This window comes from Natrialba aegyptia DSM 13077 (assembly GCF_000337535.1).
GTDB lineage: Archaea > Halobacteriota > Halobacteria > Halobacteriales > Natrialbaceae > Natrialba > Natrialba aegyptia.
The window spans coordinates 107,384-132,159 of record NZ_AOIP01000065.1 but is presented as its reverse complement, the minus strand read 5'-3'; the positions used below and the strand labels follow the sequence as shown (position 1 = coordinate 132,159).

The following is a 24,776-nucleotide window of genomic DNA, read 5'->3' as shown; positions in this document are numbered from 1 at the left end:
TCTCCGTCACCTGCGTATCGCTACTCGTCGTCGTAATCGTCCGGGTCGTCCACGACGAGAATCCGAAGGTCGTTGACATTCGTCCCCGTTGCACCGGTTCGGACGAGTTCGCCACGGCCCGCGAAGAAGCCACCGGCATCGTTTTCTCGCAGCACGGCCGTGGCGGCCCCGCGGTCGGTGACGGTCTCGCCGTCGACCACCGCACCCGCAACGTCGGTTCCCCCGTCGAAGCCGTCCGTGTCGACGCTGCCGAGAACGATCGGCGCGTCGGGGTCTAACTCCAGCGCCCCTTGCAAGCTGAACTCGAGGTTCGGACCGCCGTCGCCGTCGCCGCGGACCGTCACCGTCGTCTCGCCGCCGCTGAGCACGGCCGCCGGCGGCTCGACCGGGCGGCCGGTCGCGGCGATCTCCTCGGCGACGGCGACGTGGGTCGTTGCAGCGGCTCGGGCCTCGCCTCGAACGCGAGTCGAGAGGACCACCGGGTCGTACCCGCTGGCTGCGGCTTCCCGGGCGGCACCCTCGATCGCCGTGTCGGCGTTTGCGAGCACGTGGTTGTCGACGGTCCGAACGCGCGGATCGTCCGCGTCCGGCGTCTCCCCGTCGCCGTCGCAACCCCGTTCGAGGTGCGCCTCGACGCTCGAGGGGGGCGTCACGTCGTACTCTTCGAGGACGGCGATCGCGTCCGCGTATGTGGTCTGGTCCGGCGCCGTCGGACCGCTCGCGATGACGCCGAGCGGGTCGCCGATAACGTCGCTGAGGACGAGGCCGACCACGCGGGCCGGCCCCGCCCGTCCGGCCAACCGGCCGCCCTTTACCGCCGAGCAGTGCTTCCGGACGGCGTTTATCGATTCGATGTCGGCTCCGCGTTCGAGCAGCGCCTCGGTCACCTCCCGCAGGTCGGACAGCGCGACGTCCGCTGCGGGCGCGGCCAACAGCGCACTGGCGCCGCCCGTGACGACCGCGAGGACGAGGTCGTCGGCCCCCGCCGCGTCCGCGACCGCGAGCACGTCGCGCGTTCCGTCGACGTTCTCCGAACTCGGTAACGGGTGGGTCCCCTCGCGAATCGATACCCGATCCACGGCGACCGGATCGTCGGTCACGACCGCACCTCCGTCGAGTTCGTCGCCGAGGATCGATTCGAGCGCCGCGGCGACGTGCCCAGCGGCGTTGCCGCCGCCCGCGACGAGCACGTCGTCGATGGCCGCGAGATCGATCCGGGTGTCGTCGACGACGAGCGTCCGGCCCCGGTCGTCGAGCGTCACCGTTTCCTCGACGACGCGCCGGGGATGGGCGGCGTCGATTCCCGCGGTCAGACAGTCGACCGCCGCGGTTCGTCGGTCGGCGGTATCGTGGTGGCGTGATCCCATGTGTTCGTAGCCGGTGGTTCGCAGTACATCAGTTTCAAGGTATGGGACGGCTGTCCCCACGGGGTCCACGGTTCCGCGCTCGAAGCGAACTCGCCGCTTCGCCGGTCCGTTGCGGTTTTCTCGCCGTCGGAACGTTCAATACTCGCCCGCTCGCACCGCCACTGCATGCGCGTTACCGATTACGAACTCTACGCGGTGCCACCGCGGTGGCAGTTCCTCAAACTCGAAACCAGCGACGGCCGCGTCGGCTGGGGCGAGGTCTACACGAAGTGGCACTTCGCGGGCGACAGCGAACCGGCGACGAAGAACGCGGTCGATCAGTTGCTCCACCAGTACGTCCTCGGGGAGGATCCCAGTCGCATCGAGTACCTCTGGCAGGCGATGTACAGAAGCAGCTTCTACCGTGGCGGCCCGGTGCACATGAGCGCCATCGCCGGCATCGACGAGGCCCTCTGGGACCTGAAGGGAACGGCCGCCGGCATGTCCGTCGCCGAGTTGCTGGGCGGCCCAGCCCGCGACCGCATCCGGACCTATCGACACGTCAGAGCCCACGGCGAAGACGGCGTTTCGGATCCGGCGGCCGCTGCCGCCGCGGAGGCACGCGACGCCATCGAGGCCGGATACACCGCCGTGAAGCTGGTCCCGACGGGCGGACTCGAACCCATCGACATGCCGGCGACCGTCGAGCGCGCTCGCGACGTTGTCGGCGCGGTCCGCGAGGCGATCGGCCCGTCCGTCGACCTCGCGCTCGACTTCCACGGCCGCACTTCGAAGGCGATGGCCCGCCGGCTGGCGAGTTCACTCGAGGCGTTCGACCCGCTGTTTATCGAGGAGCCGGTAACGCCGGAACACGACCGCGAACTCGCTCGGCTCGCCGAGGGAACGACGGCCCCGATCGCGACGGGAGAGCGGCTCTACTCCCGATGGGAGTTCCGGCCCATTTTCGAGGCGGACGCGGTCGACATCGTCCAGCCGGACGTTTCGAGCGCGGGCGGCATCACCGAGACGAAGAAGATCGCGGACATGGCCGAAACCTACGACGCCTCGATCGCACCCCACTGTCCGATCGGGCCGCTGGCGCTCGCGGCGTCGCTCCAGATCGACGCGGTCGCACCGAACGCCCTGATTCAGGAGCAGGTTATCCTCGACGACGCGGCGGCGATGCGATACGTCGAAAACGACGGCGTGTTCGACCTGACCGACGGCTTCCTCGACGTTCCCGACGGCCCCGGACTCGGCATCGAAATTGACGAGGATCGCGTTCGTGAACTCGCGGGAACGAATCTGGGTTTCGATCGGTCGCCGGGACACCGCGACGACGGGAGTATCGGCGAGCGGTGAGTGGCGAACAGTGAGTAACGAGTGATGGGTACAGTGAGGTGAGAGATGAGGCCTACTGGCGAGCAGTGCGCGGTGAGTGGCGCGACCGCTCGGGATTACCCGACCGCGTGGTTATACCGACTCGAACGTCCAGCGCTGGTTCGCCCCACCGGTGTCCGGCCACTGGATAACGTTTGCGCCGTCGCTCGTCGATGCACCCTCAACATCCGCAAGGTTGCCGCTGTGGACGGCCTCGAGCGTGTACTCTCCGTTTCCGTCGTCGGTGATGTACCACCGCTGGCAGTCACAGTCGGTCGCCGCGTACTGGCGAACGTTCGCACCGTCGCCGGCCTCGCTGTTTGCGACTTCGAGGAGCTTGCCGCTGTTCTCGTTCTCCAGTCGATACTCCCCGTTCCCGACCGCTTCGACGTACCACTGCTGCGTCGGATGCTCGGTCGCGCCCCACTGCTGGACGTTCGCGCCGTCGGCGGTTTCGCCGTTTGCGACTTCGAGGAGTTTGCCGCTGTTGGCGTTCGCGATCTCGTAGGTTCCCGTCGGAATCGGGCCGCTGTCGCCGCCGTTACCGTCGTCGGGTGGCGACTGCCCGCCTTCGACGGATTGCGCCCAGCCCGCGAGCCACTCGCGCAGTCCGCTGTCGGGCACGCTGAGCGAGTGCGTGTTGACCGCGAGTTCGGGATAGCCACCGACCTCGTCCTGGTGGCCGACCCAGTACTCGTAGGGCGAATCGAGGCGGTCGTTTCCGGCGCGGTTCTGGATCTCCTGGACGATTCGATCGTCGTTGCCCGTTCGGTCGGCCGGTCGCGCGCCGGCGTTGGCGAGGTTGTGGTTCTCGACCTCCGAAGCGGCCAACTCGTCGAGGCCGCTCGGCCACAGCGGCGGTGAACTCTCGCTGTCGGTGCCGGCGAAGTCGGTGTCGTCGTCCTGGGGCGGGTCGGCGGTGTAGTTGTCCGCGTAGTAGGCCGTCGGACTGCCCTCGAGAATCTGGTCGCCGGTGTCCGTCAGTCCCGTGTAGGCGTTGCCGACGAAGCTCGTGACGGCCGAGCTGTCGGCGTTTGCCGATTCGTCGAAGAAGTACGCGAAATTGTTGACGATGACTGTTTCGGTGTCGTTTTTGAGTCGAGGTATTCGAGCGCGCGTCTTCGCCCAGACGTTGCCCGCGAACGTGACCTCCGACGCGCCGTCGCCGATGAGCGTCGAGTAGTTGTGGTCCGCCTCGTCGCCGTAGGGGTCCCACAGTCCCTCGTAGATGAGGCAGTTAGTGACCGTCGTCGACTGCGTATCGTAGCCGACCGAGAGACACTCGTCGACGCCCCACGAGGCGGTCACGTGGTCGAGGACGTTGTTCTGGGTATCGTCCTGGGTGTTGATCGCGTCGTTGCCCTGAATCGAGCCGTCGCCGGGGCCGATCCGCGACCGGACGTGCTGGACGACGCAGTTACTGGCGTCGACCTGCACCATGCCCTTGATGAACGTGATGCCCGGCGAGGGGGCCGTTTGCCCCGCGACCCAGCAGTTGTCTTCCGTAATCCGTAGCGTTTCGCCGCCGAGGTCGATCGTCCCGCTGGTTTCGAAGACCACCAGCCGCGGGCCGCTGGCGTGAAACGCCGCTTCAACGGCCGCGCGGGTCGGCTCGGTAATCGTGTAGATGTCGACATCGTCGTCGAACCACGACGTATCCGCGAAGCCGTCGTCGAGACCGAAGTGTGAACTCCCGCCGGACTGAGCCGTGGCCGACCCTGCGAGTCCGCCGAGCGCTCCCATGCTGATGAGTGCCGATGCTGCCGTTCCTTTCAGATAGGTTCGTCTCGTCTGTCTCATGGTACCGCACCCCGAGAAACAACACAACTCCATAAATAATTTCTCCTGAAAATAACCAACACCTACCAACTCTCGGACTCAGTTTACGTCGTTGCTTCGGTATCGAAGGGTGAACCAGCTGGACGGGTGTACCAGAACGGCGATCTGCGGCGGCGAACGATCAGTCTTTGAGCGGTTCGGCCGGTTCGACTTCGCCCCACACCGCCTCACTTCCGTCGGTCGAGGCGGCCCACTCGACGGCGTTATCGAGCACCGTTCGGATCTCGTCCTGGTAGAAGATGGGGTACTCCTCGTGTCCCGGCCGAAACGCGAAGATACGTCCGCGACCGCGACGATAACAGACGCCCGAACGGAACACCTCTCCGCCCTCAAACCACGAGATGAACACGGTTCGATCCGGTTCCGGAACGTCGTAGGGTTCGCCGTACATCTCCGTCGCGGGAATCTCGAACGACTCCGGGAGACCGTCGACGATCGGGTGGCCCGGATCAGCGACCCAGAGCCGTTCGGTCTCGCCGCCGTGTCGGTACTTGATGTTACAGGAAGTCCCCATCAAGCGCGTAAACGGCTTCGAGTTCTTCCCGGAGTGAATCGGGACGAAGCCCATGCCCTCGTGGACGCGATCGACGACGCGGTCCGCGACCTCGTCGGTGACCTCGTCGTTCGCGCAGTGAGACCACCACAGGAGGACGTCGGTGTCAGCGAGGACGGACTCGGTTAGCCCGTGGTCCGGCTCTTGAAGCGTGGCCGTGCGGACGGTTCGCTCGTCGCCGGCGACCGCATCCGCAATCGCGCCGTGAATTCCGTCCGGGTAGCGCTCGGCGACCACCTGTTCTTCCTGTTCGTGGACGTTCTCGTTCCAGACCGTGACCTGTACCGGCATGCCCACGGTGTTTCCGGCGATTCGGGATAAGTCCTCCGCCCCGCTGTACGGTTAGCGACCCGGACAGCGCCGCGGATCCCAGCCGTCGAGGACGGTTTCGACCGTATACGCCGCGGCCTCGTCCTCTCCGAGCTGGTGGCTCCAGTCCGCGCGCTGCTCCGGCGTGTACCCCGGCCCGTGGTTGTCGTACTCCGCGAAGTAGGCCGTCTCCCGTTTGTCGCCGTGTTCCGGTTCGTCCCACGGCTCCCACCCTACCGGACGAATGTGGTCGCCGAGTTCACAATCGATGTAAACCGTTTGTCCGTACGGTTCCCACGGCCGTCCGAGGTAGACGGACTGGCTCGGCGCGCCACCGCGGATGTCGCAGTCCTTGAACACGAACCCGTGTGCGACATCTTCCGGCTGGGCGGGCGCTGCGATGAACCCCTCGTCCGTACAGACGACGGTGCAGTCGTCGAAAAACGCCGTCGCGCGACCGAAGATGAAGTCCACGTCGCCTTCGATGTAGCAGTCCGTGAAGTACTGGCGCGTCCTTCGCCCGAAGTTGTAGAGGGTGTCTTGATTGCCGAGAAACCGGCAGTTATCGAAGGCGACCCGATCGGCGTCGATGCGGATCGCGACGGCCTGTGCCACGGGCTCGGCGGCGTTTTCGAAGGTAACGTTCCTCGCGCTGAACTCGTCTCCCCAGACGAAGAAACTCGAGGACCCGCTCGTGCCGATTTCGTCGCCGTTTTCGTCGCGTTTGTCGGCGTGATCGTCGTACGTAAGCACCGTGTCTTCGACGCGCTCGCCGACGAACGTCACGTTGATTCGATCCTCGGGGAGCTCCAGTTTCTCCTTGTAGCGACCCGTTTTGATGTACACCCGCGTCTCCTCGGACGAGTTCGGCTGCACCGCATTGATCGCGGCCTGAACGGTTTCGTAGTCGCCGCTGCCGTCCTGTGCGACGACGATATTGTAGTCATCACCATCGGGACGTCCGGTCGATTCGCTATCGTTCGCGGCAGCGATATCGCGGCCCCCATCGGTGGCGGCCGTCGCGTTCGCCCCGGGAGCCGATCCGCCGGTGGTGCTGTAGCCGGGCATCGCGCCGAGTACGCCGGCACCTGTGACGGCCAGCAGCCGTCTCCGTAGCACGCTCTGCTCACTATGGCTGTCGGTGTCTGCCATGGGACCGACCTCCACACAACTTGTATTAAATCTACTCATTTGGCGAGAAAGATATGTTTCGTCCTGCTCCACGCCCGTTGGGCAGCGCGGGACAGACTCCACCGACACGATGAACTCGAGCGGGTCACCGCGGCGTTCAGTCCTGCTCGAAACCTCTTCGGCCGAATCCGCCGTGCCCTCCGTTCTCGGAACGACGAGAAACCGACCGAACGACGGTTACAGACGATCGAGGTCGTCGAGAATCCGCCGGAGGTCCTCGCGTTCCTCGTGGTCGATCTGTTCTTGCGGGGGCAAGACGGTATCGTGCTCGAAGACGCCCTGCATCTGGAGGGCCGCTTTCGTGCGGGCGCGGTAGCGGCCCTCCGGCTCCCCGAAGATGTGGTTGGTCAGCGGCAACAGCCGCTTGCGAATCTCGCGGGCGCGCTCGATGTCGCCGTCGTGGACGGCGCGGATTTTCTCCACGTGGAGTTCGGGCACGAGGTTCGCGTACCCGATGAGCCCGGTTTCGGCCCCCAGTTCGTAGGCGTGCATGAGGAACGTATCGTTGCCCGTCATGATCGTGCAGTCGTCCCGAAGGTGATCGACCGCCCGAATCGTCCGGTCGTACCGAATCGGGTCGAACGAGGCCTCCTTGAACGCGATCACGTGCGGCAGCTTGCAAATTTCGACGTGGGCGCTGATCGGAAGCCCCGGACTCCCCCAGGTCGGGAACTGGAAGTTGATCAACGGCATATCGACCGCGTCGGCGACGTACTCGAAGTGATTGATCGCTTCCTGGGGAATCTGGTGGGCGTAGACGTCGAGGGGCAACAACATGACGCCGTCCGCACCGGCATCCTTGGCTGTCTGGGCCAGTTTCGCCGCCTCGATCGAACTCTCGCCGTAGACGCCGGCGAACACGGGCGTGTCGCCTGCCGCCTCGACGTGCGTCTCGATGACCCGCCGGTAGGTCTCCTCGTCTTGCATTTTCGTCTCGCCGGTGTGGGCGTTCGCGATGACCGCCTCGATCCCGTCGACGGACACGAGGGAATCGACGTGGCCCTTGAGATCGGCTTCTACAAGTTCGTACTCTGGCGTCCACGGATTCGCCGTCGCGGGAATGATGCCACCAGCTATCTGCTCTTTGAGCTCTCTGAACTCGTCTTTCAGCATACTCCTTCGGAGAGAGACCAGCATTCTGTAAAAGTGTTCGGTTCGCCAGTCCCCGCTTGCCGAACCCGCCTCACCGTCCGCGTAACAGCTGTCTGTTCCCTCCTGGGGAACATTACAGGAGTACAAACGTAATTGTCGCTGTGAGTCGCTGGAACGCCTCGCGAACGGACGAGGTTACGTCTGTCCGTTTTTGGAGCTACCGACCGCCACTCCCACTTTTTTCCCTCTAGCCGATCATACCGCCCTGAAACGATCGATTTGGAGCAGCAGAATCCGATTCGCGGTCGCGTTTGATTGTCGTCGTTGAACTCGTCGCTTCTGAACTCGCGAAACGCTATGAAACGAACTGTTAGCCGCTGTTAGGACGTGGTACTGTTTCACGATAATTTCTTTCTCGCATTACATATTGTTCCCCTCTCGAGAACAGTTTCTGTACGAAGAATGGAATGAACGCGGATCGATAGCAGTGTTCTCTGCCTCGTCGTCGGCACCGGACGAGTTCAGTTCGAGCGTCTCGTCACGCGACCGTGCTCTCGTAGCCGTTCTCGGCGCGGGAACGCGACGAGAGGGCAGCCACTCGGATGATTTATAGGCCAGGCGGTGAATGCGGTGTGTATGCACATCACTTCGGTGAGCGGGTACGCCCTCTCGTCGCCGATCGAACCGGTGCAGGAACGACCGTTCTTCGGTGGAACGCGCCGCCTTCGCAAACGAGATGTCGTCCTCGTCGTCGTCGAAACGAAAGCCGGGCATCAGGGAGTTGCGACGGCCGGGGCTAGTAGCTCCGCCATGCGCGAGTACTTCGAGGGCGACTCCCAGGGGACGTTTGCCGATGTCATCGAGACCGACGTCGCACCCGCACTCGAGGGCGAATCGATCGACGACATCCGTTCCGCCCGCGACCTGCTCGCGGCGACCAGCCTCCCGGCACACCTTCGTACCGAGGCGATTTCGGCGATCGACGTCGCCCTCTACGATATCCGCGGCAAGGAACTCGGCGCGCCGGTCTACGACCTCTTGGCTGAGGAGTACGAGACTGATCCGACGACGGAGATCCCTCTGTACGCAAGTGCGGGAATGTACATGGAGCCCGAGGAATACGCCGAACAGGCCGCCGCGATCGAATCGCTCGGCTTCTTCGGCTACAAGTACCGCCCCGGAATCGGCCCCGACGGCGACCGCCGCACGATCGACCTGCTCGCCGACGCACTCGACGAAACCGAGTTCATGCTCGACACCCACACCTGGTGGAAACTCGGGAACGGGTACGGTCGGGACACCGTTCGTGAACTCGTCGACCACGCGGCCGAGCAAGGTGCCTACTGGATCGAGGAGCCGGTCGAACCCGCCGATCACGACGGCTACGTCGAGCTAGCTGAAACCGGTGCGCCGCTAGCTGGCGGTGAGAGCGAATCCTCGCCCGCCGCGCTCACTGAACTCGGTCGGACCGGCGGCGTCGAGTTCTTGCAGGGAGACGCTCGCCATCACGAGGGCTTTACTGGCTGCCGGGACGCCATCGAGTTCTGCGCCGGCCGGGAGGTCGAGTTCGTTCCGCACAACTTCGGCACCTGGCTCGGGTTGCAGGCCAACGCCCATCTCGTGGCCGCGGCCCCGGAGGTTCGACTGCTCGAGTATCCGGTCTTCGAGGACGATCCGGCGCTCGGCGAGGCGGCGGTCGATTCGGGTATGTATCCGTTCGAGTTGGCGTTCGACATCATCGAGGGGCGGCCGGCCATCGAGGACGGCCGCCTGTCAGTCTCGGATGCGCCGGGGCTCGGCGTCGAGGTCGATCTCGACGTACTCGAGGAGTATCCGTTCGTCGAGGGTCCGTGGACGGAGTTTCACTACGAAGGCGAGACGGCGTAATCGAGACGATTCGGGCTGCCGTCGAGTACGTCTGGCGTTCCCGTCAACGCAAGCTATATTGTGTGGTAGTCTCTCGTATACGCCATGGAGATTACGGATATTCGCGCGATTCCACTCGCTCATTCGCTCCCCGAGGGTCACGGACTCGGCGATGCACGGGGGTTCGGAACCGATCGCGGAACGACGGTGGTGCGACTGGAGACCGACGACGGAACCGTCGGCTGGGGCGAGGCGTTCGCTCCCGGACCGATCGCGACGGCGACCATCGAGGAACTGTTCGCCGACGACGTGCTCGGGATGGACCCGTTCACCGTCGAGTCGCTCGCCGACCGCTCATACACCGATCCCTACCACTTCGGCGGTGACGTGTTCGTCCAGAGCGCGGTCAGTGCGATCGATGTCGCTTGCTGGGACATCATCGGAAAATCCGTCGGCCGACCGATTCACCGCCTGCTCGGCGGGACGCAGTGCTCGGAGTTGACGCCGTACGCGTCGACGATGTACTTCACCGAGGCGGACCGGCCGATCGAAGAGCCGATCCGCGAGGCCGTCGTGGAAGGATTTACCGCCGCAAAAATCAAGATCGGGTCCGGACTCGCGGACGATATCGAACGCGTCAGGACGGCGCGGGAGATCCTCGGCCCCGACGCCGACCTGATGGTCGACATGAACGGCAACTACCGCCCCCATCAGGCGCTCGAATCCGCGCGGGCCATCGCGGAGTACGACGTGACCTGGATCGAGGAACCGGTTCCCCCGGAGAACCGGTCGGGCTACCGCGAGCTCCGGTCCAAAATCGATACCCCTATCGCGGCCGGCGAAGCCCACTACGGCCGGTTCGCGTTCAAGGAACTGATCGACGACCGAACGGTCGACATCATCCAGCCGAATCTCGGTCGCTGTGGCGGGCTTTCCGAGGCGCGATTGATCGCCGGCATGGCGTCGACCGGGAACGTCGCCGTCAGACCCCACATCTGGAACAGCGCCGTCGGCATGGCCGCCGCAATCCAGTTCGCCGCCAGCATCTCGTCGTACCCCCACACGCGCCACGTTCCCGAACCGATGCTGATCGAGTTCGACCGCAGCGAGAACCCGCTGCGAAGCGACCTGCTCGAGACGCCGTTCGATCCGGCCGGTGGGACGATCACCGTTCCGCAGTCGCCAGGACTCGGGATCGACATCGACGAGGCGGCGCTCGAGCGATATCGCGCCGACTGAGACGGACTGCTGTCAGTCATTCCGGCGCACCCGCGACCGTCTGCGAGTGCGCCGAAAAATCGGTACACCAGACCGTCTGACCGGTCTCCGGGTCGAGTGCTGTATCCTGCAAATCCGAGGCTGAAACCGGCCGCCAGCCCATCTCGGTTCAACACCGATCCAGCGTCAGTCTATCCGCAGCCCGGAGGTACTTTTATCAGACCGCCCGCCCAGATGACGTGTATGCAACGTGCACTTGTCGTTATCGACGACACTGACGCGCACCGACGACTGCTCACCGAAGCCGGCCAGTTCGCTCGCAATGGCGCCGCTGAACTCGTCGTCTTCGCGTGGACGACTCCCGAGGCGGCCGAAGATGGCAACGATGCGATCGAGTGGGTCGAGGAGATGGAGGGGACCACGTTCGAGGATACCGACGCGACGGCCATGACGCGGCAGTTCGCCCGCGAGTTCAGCGAGGACGTGTTGTCGGAGGTCGACGCCGACATCGATGTCGATGTCGAGACCGAGGTCGTCATCACGCCGGACGACGAGCGCGACGATGCGATCCTCTCGGCGGCTGACCGCCAGGGGTGCGATCACGTCTTCCTCGTGGGGCAAAAGCGCTCGCCAACGGGTAAGGCGATTTTTGGGAACATCGCTCAGCGCGTACTGTTGAACTTCGACGGGCCGGTAACCGTCATGATGGAGTGAGGTTCGGCTGGATCGGTACCGCGATGGAGTGAACGGTTAGCCGGACCGGTATTTTGATGATGGCTCCGCGTGGGACTAGAGGCATGGACGTACTAGTGACCGGTTCGTACGGCCGCTGTGGAACCGCGATCATCGATCACCTGCACGACGACGATCGGTACGAGTTCACCTACTACAACCGATCCGGACGGGACGAAGACGATCCCTACGGCGGCTACGAGACCGTTATCGGCGACATTGCGGACTACGAGACGCTTCGGGAGGCCTGTACCGGCCAGGACGCGATCGTCCACCTCGCCGCCTATCCCTACACCGACGGCGACTGGAGCGACATCTTCGAACCGAACGTCATCGGGATGTACAACGTGCTCGAGGCCGCTCGCGAGGCCGAAGTCGACTCGGTCGTTTTCGGCTCGACCAACCACGTGATGGGACAGTACGAACAGGAGTTCGCCCCCGACATCTACGACCGCCAGCACGAACTCGTGCTCGACCACACGGACCCCGTGCGTCCGGATTCCTACTACGGAGCCTCCAAGAGTTTCGGCGAGGATCTGGGACGGTACTACGTCGAGGACTGTGCGTATCCGAACCGATTCTACGCGCTTCGGATCTGCAGCGTTCGGATGCCGGAGTACGACCATCCCTACGGCGACGCCGAGGCGGGCGTCGAAAACGGCGAGTGGGAACGCGGCAGTCCCGAGTACGAACGGGAAGTCGCGCGGATGAAAGCGACCTGGCAGTCACGCCGGGACTTCGCCCACCAGATCGAGTGCTGCCTGGCGGACGACCGCGTCGAGTTCGATATTTTCAGCGGCGTGAGCGACAACCGGCGGCGGTGGTTCGATCTCGAACACGCGCGTTCGGTTCTCGGCTACGACCCGCAGGATGACGGCGAGGAGTGGGACGCACCGCCGGAGTCCGTCGAACGGCCGTCTCAGTAGTTCATGTAGACGGTCTTCGTCGACGTGAAGAAGTCGAGGCCGGCGTCACCCTGCTCGCGGTAGGTATCCGTCGACGACTGTTTGTAGCCGCCGAAGGGAACGTGCAGTTCGAGTCCGGTCGTCTTCTCGTTGACCTTCGCGACGCCCGATTCGATCTCTTCGGTGAACTGGTGGGCCTCCGAAAGGTCCTGCGTGACGATACTCGCCGAGAGGCCGTACTCCACGTCGTTTGCCACGTCGACGCTCGCCTCGAAACTGTCGACCTTCAGCACTGCGAGTACCGGCCCAAACACCTCTTCCTGGGCGATCCGCATGTCGCTCGTGACACCCGATACGACGGCCGGTTCGACGTAGTGGCCGTCCTCGTAGGCCCTCCCTTCGGGCTGGTGGCCGCCGGTCTCGAGGTTCGCGCCGTCTTCGGTCGCGATATCGACGTACTCGAGCGTCGACTCGAGTTCACTCTGCGTCACGTGGGGGCCCATATCGGGATTCTCGAGGCCGGGTCCGATCTCGATCGACGCGGCGTAGTCGGCGATGCCGGCGACGAACTCGTCGTAGACGTCCTCGTGGACGATCGCCCGGGAGCAGGCGGTGCAGGCCTGTCCGGTGACGCCGAACGCGCCGGCCCCGACGATGTCGACCGCCTCGGCCACGTCGGCGCTCGGCATGACGACGGTGGGGTTCTTGCCGCCCATCTCGCACTGCACGCGGGTCAGGTCGTCGGCGGCGGCCTGCGCGACGACCGTTCCGACCGCCGTGCTGCCGGTGAACGAGACGCCGTCGACGGCCTCGTGTGACGCGAGCGTCCCCCCGACTTCGCTGCCCGAGCCGGTGACGTAGTTGGCGACGCCGTCCGGAAGGCCGGCCTCGTCGAGTGCCTCCAGCAATTTCCAGGCGACCGTCGGTGCGGCGGAAGCTGGCTTTAGCACCGCCGTGTTTCCGGCCGCGAGCGCCGGCGCGAGTTTCCAGGCCGGAATCGCGATGGGATAGTTCCAAGGGGTGATCAGCGCGACGGTTCCGAGCGGTTCGCGTTTGGTGTAGAGTTCGGTGTCCGTGCCGCTCGGCGATTTGACGGTGCCGCCGAGATCGCGGGCTTTCTCGGCGTAGTACCGGAAGATGTCGATCGCGCGCTGGACCTCGCCGCCGGCTTCATCGAGCGTCTTGCCCTCCTCGCGCGTGAGCGTCTCGGTTAGTTCGTCCCGCTGCTCTTCGAGAATCCGGGCCGTCTCCGCGAGCACGTCGCCCCGTTCCGGTCCCGGCGTCGTCGCCCATTCCGTCTGTGCATCGACCGCAGCTTCGACCGCCGCGTCGGTATCTGCGCTCGTCGAGGCCTGGAACTCCCCGACGATATCGTTCGTGTCGGCTGGATTCCGGACCTCGAAGGTCTCGCCGGAACGCGATTCGATCCACTCGCCGTCGACGTAGTTACGGTATGCTGTCGGCATTCGGATTAGTGATTTCGCGTTTCCCGACACGAACGTTGGTCTTCCGGCAAAACTCTCCTCGCGCGACAATCCGCTGTGTTCTCTCTTTTTCTCGGCCGTCTCCACGATGCTGACGGTGACGCGGTATCGCCGTCGGGTCGTCGACGAACCCGAATTACTTTATACGAGTATGCGTACCATTCGTGGTAATGGAGGTCACACAACAGACGGACGACTCGGAGTCGGTCGCACATCCCCGTGGAGTGCGACGCGGATCGCTTCGGAACTCGATCCTGTTGAAACTCGCACTGCTGGGCGGGCTGTTGATCGCACTCGGCGCGCTCATAAACGAAGGCGTCTGGGCCGCCGTTATCACCGTCTGGGGCGCTGGACTGGCACTTGTCGGCCTCGGCTTCTACGGGTTCATCTGGTGGCGACGCCGGTAATCGGTCCACCCGAGTTCAGCACGCGTCGGCGGTCGTTTCTCAGCGCCGCTTGAGCTGTAAAATCTGCCGGTCGTTCGGACGGCGCTCCAGTTCGAGGCCCGGTAGTTTTCTGATCGTTATCTCGCCGAGAACGTTGATCTCACAGCCTTGTTCCAGGTGCCCGCCGACGGTTCGGTCGCCGTCGAACGCGGTCACGTGGAGGTGGGGCTCGCCGTTCGCGATGACGCCGTTGATGTCGGTGACTTCCCAGGCACCCGTCAACTCCCGAGAGACGTTTCGATCGGTCTGCTCGTCGGGGAGATCGGTTCGATCCACGTAGTGGATGTTCAGGGTGCTGAAGGTACCGATCCCGGTGACGACAGCACCGGTATCGACCTCGTGTGTCGTACAGGCGCGCTCGATCGATTCGAGCGCCAGATCGCCGCGGTCGAGACGAACGATTACGTGCCCGTCGTCGGATTCGAACGAGTTCATCGTCTCACCGTGGACCGGCCGGGAGAATAAAGCTTGACGCCGCGGCAGCCGACGATCCGTCGGGACGGCGATCCGCGTTCGACGCCGGGCCCGGAAAGTTCGACGCGGGATCTGGACGCTCTCTATCGCGGATCGAGAACCGTCACGCAGACCGGCTTCGGCACCGCGAGTTCAGCACGCGCGTCGAGACGGCCGTCGCCGTCGATCGCGAAGACGACGAGCGAGTCGCCGTGCTGATTGGCCGCGAGCAGGACGTCGCCACCGGGCGAGAGCGCGATGTCTCGAGGCGTTTCCCCGCACGTCGACTCGTGACCGACGCGTTCGAGACTCCCGCTCGCCCGGTCGACCGCGAAGACGGCGATGCTGTCGTGGCCTCGGTTCGAGACGTACACCCGTCGGCCCGAGGGATGGACGCTAACGGCTGCGGGCGCGTTGTCGCCGTCCAACTCGGCTCCGGATGGCAGGGTACTCGTCCGACCGACCGCCGTGAGTGCACCGGACTCGGGGTCGCGCCTGAACTCGCTCACCGTCGATTCGAGTTCGTCGACGACGTAACAGACGGGGCCGGTCGGATGAAATGCGATCTGACGCGGTCCTGCCCCCGCACGGGCCGTTGCGGGCCCCATTTCGACCGCTTTCAGTTCGCCGGTGTCGGCGTCCGGGCGATAGATCGCGATGCCATCCGTTCCGAGGTCGGGCGCGTAGCAGAACCGGTTCCGCGGACCCGGTTCGATCGCGTGGGGATGCGGGGCTGACTGCCGGTCCTGATCCGGACCGGTCCCCTCGTGGTGGACGACATCGCTGGCCTCGCCCACCCGCCCGTCGGATTCGATTGGAAACGCGGCGACGGTTCCGCCTCCGTAGTTCGCCACGAACGCGTAGCGCCCGGTCGCATCGACGCTGACGTAACAGGGGGCGTCCCCCTCGCTCGAGCGGTCGTTGAGCCGCGACAGATCGCCGCAGCCGCCGTTCAGTCGGTAGGCAACCAGCCGCCCGCCCGCCGATCGCTCGACCGTGTAGAGACTCTTCCCGTCGGGGTGGACCGAGAGAAACGCCGGATTCGTCGCGTGAACTCGTGTGCGTTCGGTTACCGTTCCGTCGGCCGCCAATTCGATATCGACGATGCCGTCGCCGTCGCTCCCGGCCGAACAGACGAGTACGCGGATCGTCTCTCGTGTCCCTACGCTCATCACAACGGGTGTTAGCCCAGCAGCGCGTCGTCTCCGAACGCGTACCGATCGGCGAGTTCGATGCGGTCGCCGGTGCGGCCGGACTCGTACGCCGCCATCGTCACGACCAACGTTCGAAACGCGTCCCGCACCGAAATCGGCGGTTCCGTTCCTTCAAGCACCGATTCGGTGAACGCTTCGGCCTTGGTCCGTCGACCGTGGTAGTCGAGATACGGATCGTGCTCCGTTCCCTCCGCATCGATCGTGTAACCGGTGCGTTCGTCCCACTCGCGGCCCTCGAGATACACCGCGCCGTCGTCGTCCCAGATGTGGATGTGTTCCCGGGTGCACGCGACGATCCCCGTGTCCGAGACGGTGGCGAGCGCGCCGTTTGCGAACTCGATGGTGATCGACGACTGCGTGTCGAAGTACTGGTCGTCGTCGTGGAACTCTACGGTGGCGTCGACGCTGGTCGGTGTGAGGCCGGTTACCCAGAGAATAGCGTCGAGAACGTGTGAGCCGACGTTCAGGAGGTGACCGCCGCCGCTCAGTTCGGGGTCCATTCGCCAGTCGTCCATGGTCTCGTAGTACGAGCGCCAGTCGTGGGTGATCTCGGCCGTGATCGATGTCGGGTCGTTGTCGCCCGTCGCCAACCGTTCGCGGGCCATGATGAACGCGGGGTTCAGGTGACGCTGGTAGCCGAGCATCACCACTCGATCGGTCTCCTGCTCGCGTTGATAGAGTTCAGCCGCGTCGTCGACGGCCGTCGCCAGCGGCTTTTCACAGAGGACGTGCAGGTCGCGGTCGAGCGCGGCCAGGATCTGTTCGTAGTGCAGGCCGTTCGGGGTGGCGATTGCCGCCGCATCGAGGGTGGCCTCGTTGAGCATCGTTTCGTAGTCCGCGTATTGGGCCGACTGCGGAACGTCTAGTTCGCGGCCCGCATCGGCGAGGTTCGGTTCGTTGATGTCGGCCAAGGCGACCAGTTCGGCGTTCGGGGCGGTTTCGAACTGCCGGCCGAGTCGGACGCCGAGGCTGCCGAGTCCGACGAGTCCGACGCGAAGCGGCGATTCGGATGGGTCAACCATGTCGTAGTCACGCATACAGGTAAATAGCGTATAATTGTTTTGTTCGGTGGGTGTTTGCCGTCTCTCGTGGCGCGGTCTTGCCCTGCAGTCCTGCAGCCGGTTCGTCGTGGTCGGTGATCGCGGTGACCGGTGATGCCGGACTAGGGGAGCGCTCAGCGCTCAGTCCAGATCGAGCCGCACATCGCTCCCATCGTCGATTTCGATCGAGTCGGCCAGCGAACCGTGGTTGCCCGCCAGCGAAATCGTGTCGGTCTTCGGACCGCTCGCGCGCAGGAACTGTCCGTCCGACGGCGCGATACAGCCGCTCACGCGGGTGTGCTCGGCGTTCGAAAGTGAGAGAGCGGGTTCGTCGGATGAGGCGGATGAGTCCGCGGAGCGTTGCACATCGAGTCCGTCGATGGTTACGTCGTCGGTTTCTTCGACGCGCAGTGCAGGGCTGTCGGGCGTTCGGAGTTCGACGTTCCGAAACGAGATGTCGGTGATGGACTTGCAGAACAGGCCGTGGGTCTGCTCGTATCCGTCGGCCATCGCGGGATCGAGGTCCGTCGCATCGAGCGATCTGGTTGCGTCGATCCGCACGTCGCGAAACGAGATGCCCTCGAAGTACCGCTCGGGGAGTCCGGCGAAGAAGCCGGCGGTCTCGACGTTGCGGGCGGTAATATTGCTGAACGAGACGTTGCGGACCAGCGGCGTCCCCTCGTCGATCGGTTCGGGATCGCTGTCCAACGGGGTGAAATAGTAGCCGTTGATGACGAACGGACACGCGATGCGGCGCATGACGATCTGGTCGAATCGCAGGTCCTCGACGACGCCACCGCGGCCTCGCTGGGTCTTGATCCGGATCCCGCGGTCGGTGTCGGTGAACGTGCAGTTCGTCACCGTCACGTCCCGGACGTCGCCGGACATCTCGCTGCCGATGACGACGCCGCCGTGACCGGCCTCGACGGTGCAGTTCGTGACCGTGATCTGCGAGGCCGGTTCGCCGACCTCACGCCCCTCCGCGTCCTTCCCGGATTTGATGCAGATCGCGTCGTCGCCCGCGTTGATGTACGCATCGCTGATCCGGACGTACCGCGAGGAGTCGATGTCGATCCCGTCGCCGTTCGGCGCGTCGGCCGGGTTTTCGATGTTCACGTCGGTGATCGTCACGTTCTCCGAGTAGACGACGTGCGTGTTCCAGAACGGCGAGTTCCGTAGCGTCACGCCCGAGACGGTGACGTTCTCTGCGTCGAAAACCTGGAGCAGCGGCGGCCGGTGCGTGAAACTGCTCACGTCATCTTGCTTGTCGTTTTGCGCCTCGAACTCGGCCAGTCGGTCCTGCAGTCCGTCGGGAAGCGTCGATTCCGGTTCGCCGTAGAACTGCCACCAGTACTCGCCGTTCCCGTCGATCGTTCCCCGACCGGTAATCGAAACGGTGTCGGCTCCATCGACCAGCAGGCACGGGTGGAAGCCGACCTGATCCCACCCCTCCCAGCGACTCTTTACCGTCGGGAACGCCTCGTAGTCGCCGACGAATCGCAGCGTCGCTCCAGCCTCCAGCTGTAGCGTCGTCCGATCACCAACGCGAAGCGGGCCCGTCACGTACGTTCCCGGTGGAACGGACACCGTTCCACCGGTTCCGGCACACTCATCGAGCGCCGTCTGAATCGCCTCGGTATTGGAATCGTCGGACCCACTCTGTGCGCCGAACTCGCGGATGTCGTATCGACCCGTGTCAGGGACTGCCATCGTCTGCCTATTTCGCAGTACGAAAATAAACGTTGCGTCGTCGGCGATTCGTGACCGAGGTTTCATCGCTTCCCTTACAGACGCCGATCGGGTCCAGTCTCGAGAATCGTCGCGTTCTCTCCGTCCCATGCGTCGAGATACGGTCGTTCGCGCTCGACGAGTTCAGCGAACAGCGATTCGGCTGCTCCCCGATCGAGAGTTACGAAGGGGTCCGAGAGGAAGACCCGGAACGCCCGGTCGAGGTCGCCGTCGAAGCCGGCCTCGACGAGCGTTTCCTGATTGTGGACGTGCGTGAGGACGAGCGACCGAATCGGCCGGGGAAGCGAGCCCGCAGTCAGCGGCGTGACGGCGTCGCCGGTGAGCAACGCGTTCGTCTCGACGACGGCACCGTTCGGGAGGTTAGCGACCTGCCCTCGGTTGGGATAGTTCAAGTGTGTTTCCAGCGGTTCGAGCCCGAGCAACGCCCGGATGATGTCGACGGCTTCCTCGCCGGATTCGGTGAACTCGAACGTCTCCGCCCCCGAGAGATACCGCTCCGTCGGCGTCGGTCCATCGGCCGGCAGCCGCGCTTCGCTCGGCGTCAATCGGATTCCCCACCGGTGGAGGGCTTCGGGATCGTCGAGTTCGAGATACCACGGGACGAACTCGACGAGGTGGCGGTCGCCGGCCGCGGGGAAGCAGCCGAACCGGTCGTAGAGGTCGAACGCGACGCGGTAGTTGTTGACCCAGTAGGATGCGTCGGTCATCGAACCGGGATCGAAGTCGGCCAGCGGTTTTCGGGCCGCGAGTTCGGCGTCGAGGAACCGATAGAGGTCGCGGCCGCGCCAGCGCGCCTCGTCGATCCACGCGAAGTGATTGATTCCTTTGACGGTGACGTGAATCTCGTCCGAATCGACGGCGTCGACGCCGTCGAGATGCGTCGTCGCGAGGTCGGCGAACAACTCCTGCGTTTGGAAGACTTCGTGACAGAGGCCGATGGCCTTGATCTCGGGGAACTCTTCGTAGAGGGTGCGGGTGCAGACAGTCATCGGGTTCGTGTAGTTGAGCACCCACGCGTCGGGGCACTGTTCGCGGACCGTCGCCGCGATTTCTCGGTACTGGGGAATCGCCCGCATCGAGCGCAGGATGCCGCCGGGGCCGACGGTATCGGCGACCGGCTGGTGGATGCCGTACTGCTTGGGCAGATCGATGTCGTGGACGAACGTCTCCGCCGGCGGGTCCTGAATCGAGCAGATGACGATGTCAGCACCCGAGAGCGCGGCGGACAGGTCCCGAACCGCGTCGAACGTCCAGTCCCCGTCGGCGTCCGCGCGATCCGTTACCTGCGTTCCGAGTTCGGCGTTCTTTCTGGCGGCCTCGTAGTCGACATCGTACAGCGCAACGGTGCCGGCAATCTCCGTACACTGCGCGAGGTCGTTGATGAGAGTGTGCGCCCAGCCCTGGCTGCCGCCGCCGATGTAGCCGATTCGGATCTCTGGAATTGCGTCGCTCGACCGTCTGCCGAGGTGATGCATACGTCTCACCCGAGTGGAACGCAAAAAGCGTTGGTGTTCGGGGTCGAAACTGCCGGCTCTCCTGCTGGACAGCGGCGTTTGCAAGCCGCGTTCCCCTGCCGACATCACGCGCATCGGCAGCGACTGCAACGTCGGACTCCGGATCGACCACGTCGGCGAAAAGCGGCGTCTCCGTGTCGCCGTATTGATCACGACCGACCACAAGAACCGTGTCGACGTGTTGCTGAACGGTGTCGATCAGCTCCGCTGCTCTTGCGTTCACTACACTTGGTTCCCAGTCCAGCGGTCGGTACTCGTTCGTCCGGATGAAATCTCTCGTGCTGGTCTGTTCCGGCTATTACCACCGAGTACCTCTCTCGTTTCTCTCCCCGAGTTCAGTGAGTTCCCGCTCGCCGAATATTGACAAGCGTACTGTTGTAATGAATTTGTGGGAACATTACAATCGTATAATTGTAAATGGTCTCGGCCGCCCGTCACTCAGTAGTGCCGAATAGTAGCATAATTGCGCTTCTACGCGCTGAATACTCCGTTTTCTCGGTGGCAACCTCCGTTCGCGAGACGGGAATGACGACCGGTTCAGCAATACTGTGTCGGACGACCTGGTGGGTGCCGACCCNCTCCGTTTTCTCGGTGGCAACCTCCGTTCGCGAGACGGGAATGACGACCGGTTCAGCAATACTGTGTCGGACGACCTGGTGGGTGCCGACCCGCTGACGGGCGGTCCGCTAACAGGAGCGGACGATCGCACCCGGCGAGTAGTCAGTGTCGGATCGATCGCTCCAGACGACCCGTTTCAGTTCCCTTCTGGGGAACAGACTTATAATGCTGAACTATGATACCACTTTGTATGGCAAGCACCCCCAATAAACGCACGGGACGGCGCATTCGGTCGGTCGAAATCGCATTTACGATTCTCGACGCCATCCGTGCGAACGAGGCGACGAGCGTTACCGAACTGGCCGACGAGCTCGGTCACTCCAAAAGCACCATCCACAGCCACCTTCGAACCCTCGAAAGCCAGGAGATCATCGTTCGACAGGACGATGGCTACCGACTCAGTCTGCAACTCCTCGATATGGCAAACGACGTTCGAGAGCAGGTCGCAAACTACGAGGTCATCGTCGACGAAGTCGATAAACTGGCGTCCGAAACGGGCGAAATCGCCCACTTCGGGCTCGAAGAACACGGCAAAGTGGCCTACCTCTACAAGGCGATGGGTACGCAGGCCGTCGAAACGGTCTCGCGCCCCGGCGGCAAACAGCCGATGTATTCTACATCGCTCGGGAAGGCTATCCTTGCCTTCCTCCCGGCTGACCGACGCCGAGAGATCCTCGACCACGTCTCGTTCGCCCCGAAAACGCCGAAAACGATCACCGACCCCGAGCGCTTCGCTGATGAACTCGATGTCATCACCGACCAGAGGTACGCGATCGACGACGAGGAAAACATCGAGGGGCTCCGGTGTGTCGCCGCTCCCGTTAAAAACGAGAACACGGTCCTCGGCGCCGTCAGCGTCTCCGGTCCAGTGAGTCGCAGCACTGACGAGGTCCTCCACGGTGAACTCGCCGAAAGCGTGCAACGAACCGCCAACGTGATCGAACTCAATACGAAATTCTCCTGACGACAGCCGCCGTTCGGCGTCTCTCCGGCCAGTTCCCATTGTTGTCGCTGCACCCACCTCCTCTCGGATACCTGTACATTAGTTGAAGAAATATTTACCAGTTTCCGACTTGATTTCCTGGTTAATGTAGGATAATGATACACGATAGACGGACGTTTCTGCAGACGGTCGGTGCAGGGAGTCTCGGCCTCGCGACAGTACCGTTGTTCAGCGACACGGTTGCTGCAGCGACCCTCATCACGATCCGCGGCGGTGGCGCGGACATCTGGAGTACGGAGGACGCGTTTCACTACTCCCACGACGAGTTCAGCGGGGACATCGACGTTCGAGTGCGCAATACCGCGCTGGAACACACCGATCCGAACTCGAAGACCGGAATCATGATTCGGGAGTCGCTGGCTCCCGACGCGGCGAACGTGATGCTTCGCCGGACGCCGAACGGGGCGGTATCACTGCAGTGGCGTCCCGAGTCCGGAGCCGAGACGGTGAGTACGACCTCCGGCGGCGAGGACGAGAGCGAGGTCGACGGCGGCAGTCTCGAGGCCGAGTGGCTGCGACTGTGCAGGCGCGGCGACACCTTCGAAGCGTACGGGTCGTCCGACGGGGACGACTGGACGCTCCTCGCCGACATCGATACGGAGCAGGTCGCAATAAGCGACGAGGCGTCCGTCGGAATTCCGGTCACGAGCCACTCCGTCGGCGAGCGCTGTACCGCCGAACTGCGCGATCTAACGGGAGTATCGCCGACCAGGAATCAGGATATCGGCGACGTTGCTGTCTCCGGCGGCGTCGACGTCGAAACCGGTGTCCCGTTCGTCACGACCGGCGATGCCACGGACGTGACAGCGACCTCGGCGACGCTCCGCGGCGAGTTGACGGATCTCGGCGGTGCCGATTCGGCCGAGTGCTACGTCGAGTATCGGGTCGTCCCGAACGATTCCTGGACGGCGACCCAGGGACAGACCCTCGAGGAGCCGACCGCGTTCAGCGTGGACCTCAACGGGCTCACGAGCAGGCGCTACTACGAGTATCGAACGGTCGTCGAAACGAGCGATGGCGACGTGGCAGTCGGTTCGTCCGCGACGGTCGGAACGCCGAGTCGTTCGAACGTCACCCCTCCCGGCCGCGGCCCGCAAAGCGCATCGCAGATCGATCTCGCCGACGGATTCGCCGACCCGGCACCGTGGCTCGACGACGACACGCCGGTCATCCCGATCGCGGAGCCGACGCGACGCCAACTGACGGCCGCGCTTGAGGTCGACGGCCCTCGCCTGGTCGTCTTCGAAACCAGCGGCGTCATCGATCTCGAACAACAGCGTCTCACCGTCGCCACCGACGAACTCTACCTCGCCGGCCAGACGGCTCCCTCGCCGGGCATCACGCTCATCAAGGGCGACCTCTGGATCGATGCCAACGACTGCGTGATCCAACACCTCCGCGTTCGGCCGGGCGATGCCAACCTAACGAGCGAAAGCGACTGGGAGCCGGACGGCATTCGAACCGAAGACGGCACCGAGAACAACGTCATCGACCACTGTACGACGACCTGGGCGGTCGACGAGAACCTCTCCGTCGGCTACGACACCGCCGAAACGACCGTCTCGAACTGTCTGATCGCCGAACCGCTTCAGGACGCCACCCACCACAAGGGCGACCACGGCTACGGCTCGCTGATCGGCGACGACGCCGACGCCGTCACGCTCGCCGGGAACGTCTGGGCGCACAACTACGATCGGAATCCGCGACTCAAACAGGGAACGCACTCCGTCGTCGCGAATAACCTCGTCTACCACTACAACGACGGTATCTGGATGGACCCCGAAACGACGGCATGCATCGAGGGCAACGTCTTCCGACGCCCGGTCGCTGCCCAACCGGTCGTCTTCGGCGACGGCCACGCCGTCGTCGCCGATACCGTCCTCGACGACGCGTCGAATCCCATCGTCGGCGACGGGATCACCGAACTCGACTTCCGGCCGCTCTGGCCCGCTGCACTCGAGCCCCTCGAGTCGGCGGCCGTCGTCGATCACAACCGCGACAACGCCGGCGCGCGACCGGCCGACCGCACCGCCACCGACGAGCGTATCCTCGCACAACTCGACGCCGGCGACGGGACCTACATCGACAGCCAGTCGGAAGTCGGCGGCTATCCCGACCTCCCGGTCCGGACGTGTCCGCTCTCCGTTCCCCAGAGCGGGACGCGCCTGACTTCGGGCGAAAGCCTGCGCCGTCGAATAGTCACTACTCGACCCCGAAGAACCGACCGCCGATGGCAGACGCCCGCCGTCACTGAACTCGGGACCCGCTTGCCGCTGTTCTACCAGCTCGGGTGACCCGCTTTGCCGTCCTGCAATCGTGTGGTTTGCAGCTTCACAGTCTCGCGAGTTCGCGCCGGAGAGCACACCATTTATACGACCGTCGACCGTGTCCCAACGTATCACACAATGACGGCCCAACCGCGATACGAACCCCGGATCGAGGACGAAACGCTCTACCTGGACCACGATGGAGACCGCCTGGAAGTCGGTCCGATGGAGTACATCGTCGATCGAATCGGCGAGACCTACACGCTCGAGTACACCGAAGAGCAAAGCGCCGCCGCGTGGCTCCAGACCGACAGCGACAACACGATCACGTTCGACGTTCGCGAGGTCGTCGGTGAGATGACCCACACCCAAGAGTTCGTCGCGAACCTCGAAAACTGTCCGCTCGACGAGACGACTCCGGACGGGGAGCCGAAACGACCGGCGTTGTTCGTCGATCTCATCACCGAGATCTGGGATTCGAAGGGGAACGTAGACGGGTAGCGCCGGACTCGAATTTCTGAACTCCCGCGACTCGCCTCTCTCCTCGACCCAAATAT

Annotated in this window: 20 protein-coding genes; 9 read left to right on the top strand and 11 right to left on the bottom strand. The window is 64.1% G+C overall.

Annotation, left to right across the window (positions count from 1 at the left end):
* Positions 1 to 20: 20 nt before the first annotated feature.
* The gene (locus C480_RS21805) at positions 21 to 1,367 is read right to left on the bottom strand and encodes a glycerate kinase type-2 family protein (protein WP_006667834.1); all 1,347 of its coding nucleotides are present in this window, start codon (positions 1,365 to 1,367) and stop codon (positions 21 to 23) included.
* Between the two features lie 165 nt (positions 1,368 to 1,532).
* On the opposite strand from C480_RS21805, the gene dgoD reads away from it, so the two are divergent.
* Positions 1,533 to 2,708, top strand: coding sequence for a galactonate dehydratase (dgoD, locus tag C480_RS21800; protein WP_049904190.1), 1,176 nt, complete (start codon positions 1,533 to 1,535; stop codon positions 2,706 to 2,708).
* A gap of 111 nt (positions 2,709 to 2,819) precedes the next feature.
* On the opposite strand, the gene C480_RS21795 is transcribed toward dgoD, so the two are convergent.
* From C480_RS21795 to C480_RS21780, 4 genes are all read right to left on the bottom strand, one after another.
* Positions 2,820 to 4,469, bottom strand: a complete 1,650-nt coding sequence (locus tag C480_RS21795) for an RICIN domain-containing protein (RefSeq protein ID WP_006667832.1) — start codon at positions 4,467 to 4,469, stop codon at positions 2,820 to 2,822.
* Between the two features lie 217 nt (positions 4,470 to 4,686).
* Positions 4,687 to 5,409: a ThuA domain-containing protein gene (locus tag C480_RS21790; RefSeq protein WP_006667831.1), complete on the bottom strand. Its 723-nt coding sequence runs from the start codon at positions 5,407 to 5,409 to the stop codon at positions 4,687 to 4,689.
* Positions 5,410 to 5,460: 51 nt separating this feature from the next.
* Positions 5,461 to 6,579 (bottom strand): pectinesterase family protein, encoded by a 1,119-nt coding sequence (locus C480_RS21785; protein WP_006667830.1) that lies wholly within the window; start codon positions 6,577 to 6,579, stop codon positions 5,461 to 5,463.
* A gap of 216 nt (positions 6,580 to 6,795) precedes the next feature.
* Positions 6,796 to 7,731 (bottom strand): dihydrodipicolinate synthase family protein, encoded by a 936-nt coding sequence (locus C480_RS21780; protein WP_006667829.1) that lies wholly within the window; start codon positions 7,729 to 7,731, stop codon positions 6,796 to 6,798.
* A gap of 615 nt (positions 7,732 to 8,346) precedes the next feature.
* Between C480_RS21780 and C480_RS21775 the strand changes: the two genes are divergently transcribed.
* The 4 genes from C480_RS21775 (at position 8,347) to C480_RS21760 (ending at position 12,452) form a co-directional block, all read left to right on the top strand.
* Complete coding sequence (locus tag C480_RS21775) at positions 8,347 to 9,597, top strand: mandelate racemase/muconate lactonizing enzyme family protein (protein WP_006667828.1); 1,251 nt, start codon at positions 8,347 to 8,349, stop codon at positions 9,595 to 9,597.
* 84 nt (positions 9,598 to 9,681) lie between these two features.
* A complete protein-coding gene (locus C480_RS21770) occupies positions 9,682 to 10,815 on the top strand; it encodes a mandelate racemase/muconate lactonizing enzyme family protein (protein ID WP_006667827.1) in 1,134 nt (377 codons plus the stop codon).
* A 222-nt stretch (positions 10,816 to 11,037) separates the two neighbouring features.
* A complete protein-coding gene (locus C480_RS21765) occupies positions 11,038 to 11,508 on the top strand; it encodes a universal stress protein (RefSeq protein ID WP_006667826.1) in 471 nt (156 codons plus the stop codon).
* Positions 11,509 to 11,591: 83 nt separating this feature from the next.
* Positions 11,592 to 12,452, top strand: coding sequence for an NAD-dependent epimerase/dehydratase family protein (locus C480_RS21760; protein ID WP_006667825.1), 861 nt, complete (start codon positions 11,592 to 11,594; stop codon positions 12,450 to 12,452).
* Here C480_RS21760 and xacF read toward each other — a convergent pair.
* On the bottom strand, positions 12,446 to 13,897 hold the full coding sequence (gene xacF / locus C480_RS21755) for a 2,5-dioxovalerate dehydrogenase (protein ID WP_006667824.1): 1,452 nt from the start codon (positions 13,895 to 13,897) through the stop codon (positions 12,446 to 12,448). The two genes, C480_RS21760 and xacF, sit on opposite strands and share 7 nt — an antisense overlap.
* Before the next feature lie 188 nt (positions 13,898 to 14,085).
* Here xacF and C480_RS21750 point away from each other — a divergent pair, with 188 nt between their 5' ends.
* Positions 14,086 to 14,322 carry a hypothetical protein gene (locus C480_RS21750; protein WP_006107136.1) on the top strand — a complete coding sequence of 79 codons (237 nt, stop codon included), beginning with the start codon at positions 14,086 to 14,088 and terminating at the stop codon, positions 14,320 to 14,322.
* Between the two features lie 39 nt (positions 14,323 to 14,361).
* On the opposite strand, the gene C480_RS21745 is transcribed toward C480_RS21750, so the two are convergent.
* The 5 genes from C480_RS21745 to C480_RS21725 form a co-directional block, all read right to left on the bottom strand.
* On the bottom strand, positions 14,362 to 14,796 hold the full coding sequence (locus C480_RS21745) for a PPC domain-containing DNA-binding protein (protein WP_006667823.1): 435 nt from the start codon (positions 14,794 to 14,796) through the stop codon (positions 14,362 to 14,364).
* Positions 14,797 to 14,918: 122 nt separating this feature from the next.
* Complete coding sequence (locus tag C480_RS21740; RefSeq protein WP_006667822.1) at positions 14,919 to 15,986, bottom strand: lactonase family protein; 1,068 nt, start codon at positions 15,984 to 15,986, stop codon at positions 14,919 to 14,921.
* Positions 15,987 to 15,997: 11 nt separating this feature from the next.
* Positions 15,998 to 17,065 carry a Gfo/Idh/MocA family protein gene (locus C480_RS21735; RefSeq protein WP_006667821.1) on the bottom strand — a complete coding sequence of 356 codons (1,068 nt, stop codon included), beginning with the start codon at positions 17,063 to 17,065 and terminating at the stop codon, positions 15,998 to 16,000.
* 144 nt (positions 17,066 to 17,209) lie between these two features.
* Positions 17,210 to 18,778, bottom strand: a complete 1,569-nt coding sequence (locus tag C480_RS21730; protein WP_049904199.1) for a glycoside hydrolase family 28 protein — start codon at positions 18,776 to 18,778, stop codon at positions 17,210 to 17,212.
* Between the two features lie 74 nt (positions 18,779 to 18,852).
* Entirely contained in the window at positions 18,853 to 20,292 is a 1,440-nt protein-coding gene (locus C480_RS21725) for a family 4 glycosyl hydrolase (RefSeq protein WP_006667819.1), read from the bottom strand.
* A gap of 847 nt (positions 20,293 to 21,139) precedes the next feature.
* Here C480_RS21725 and C480_RS21715 point away from each other — a divergent pair.
* The 3 genes from C480_RS21715 to C480_RS21705 all read left to right on the top strand — a co-directional run bounded on the left by C480_RS21715 (position 21,140) and on the right by C480_RS21705 (position 24,720).
* Positions 21,140 to 21,913, top strand: coding sequence for an IclR family transcriptional regulator (locus C480_RS21715; protein WP_006667817.1), 774 nt, complete (start codon positions 21,140 to 21,142; stop codon positions 21,911 to 21,913).
* A gap of 134 nt (positions 21,914 to 22,047) precedes the next feature.
* Entirely contained in the window at positions 22,048 to 24,246 is a 2,199-nt protein-coding gene (locus C480_RS21710; protein WP_006667816.1) for a pectate lyase family protein, read from the top strand.
* A gap of 111 nt (positions 24,247 to 24,357) precedes the next feature.
* Positions 24,358 to 24,720 (top strand): hypothetical protein, encoded by a 363-nt coding sequence (locus tag C480_RS21705; RefSeq protein ID WP_006667815.1) that lies wholly within the window; start codon positions 24,358 to 24,360, stop codon positions 24,718 to 24,720.
* Positions 24,721 to 24,776 lie beyond the last annotated feature (56 nt).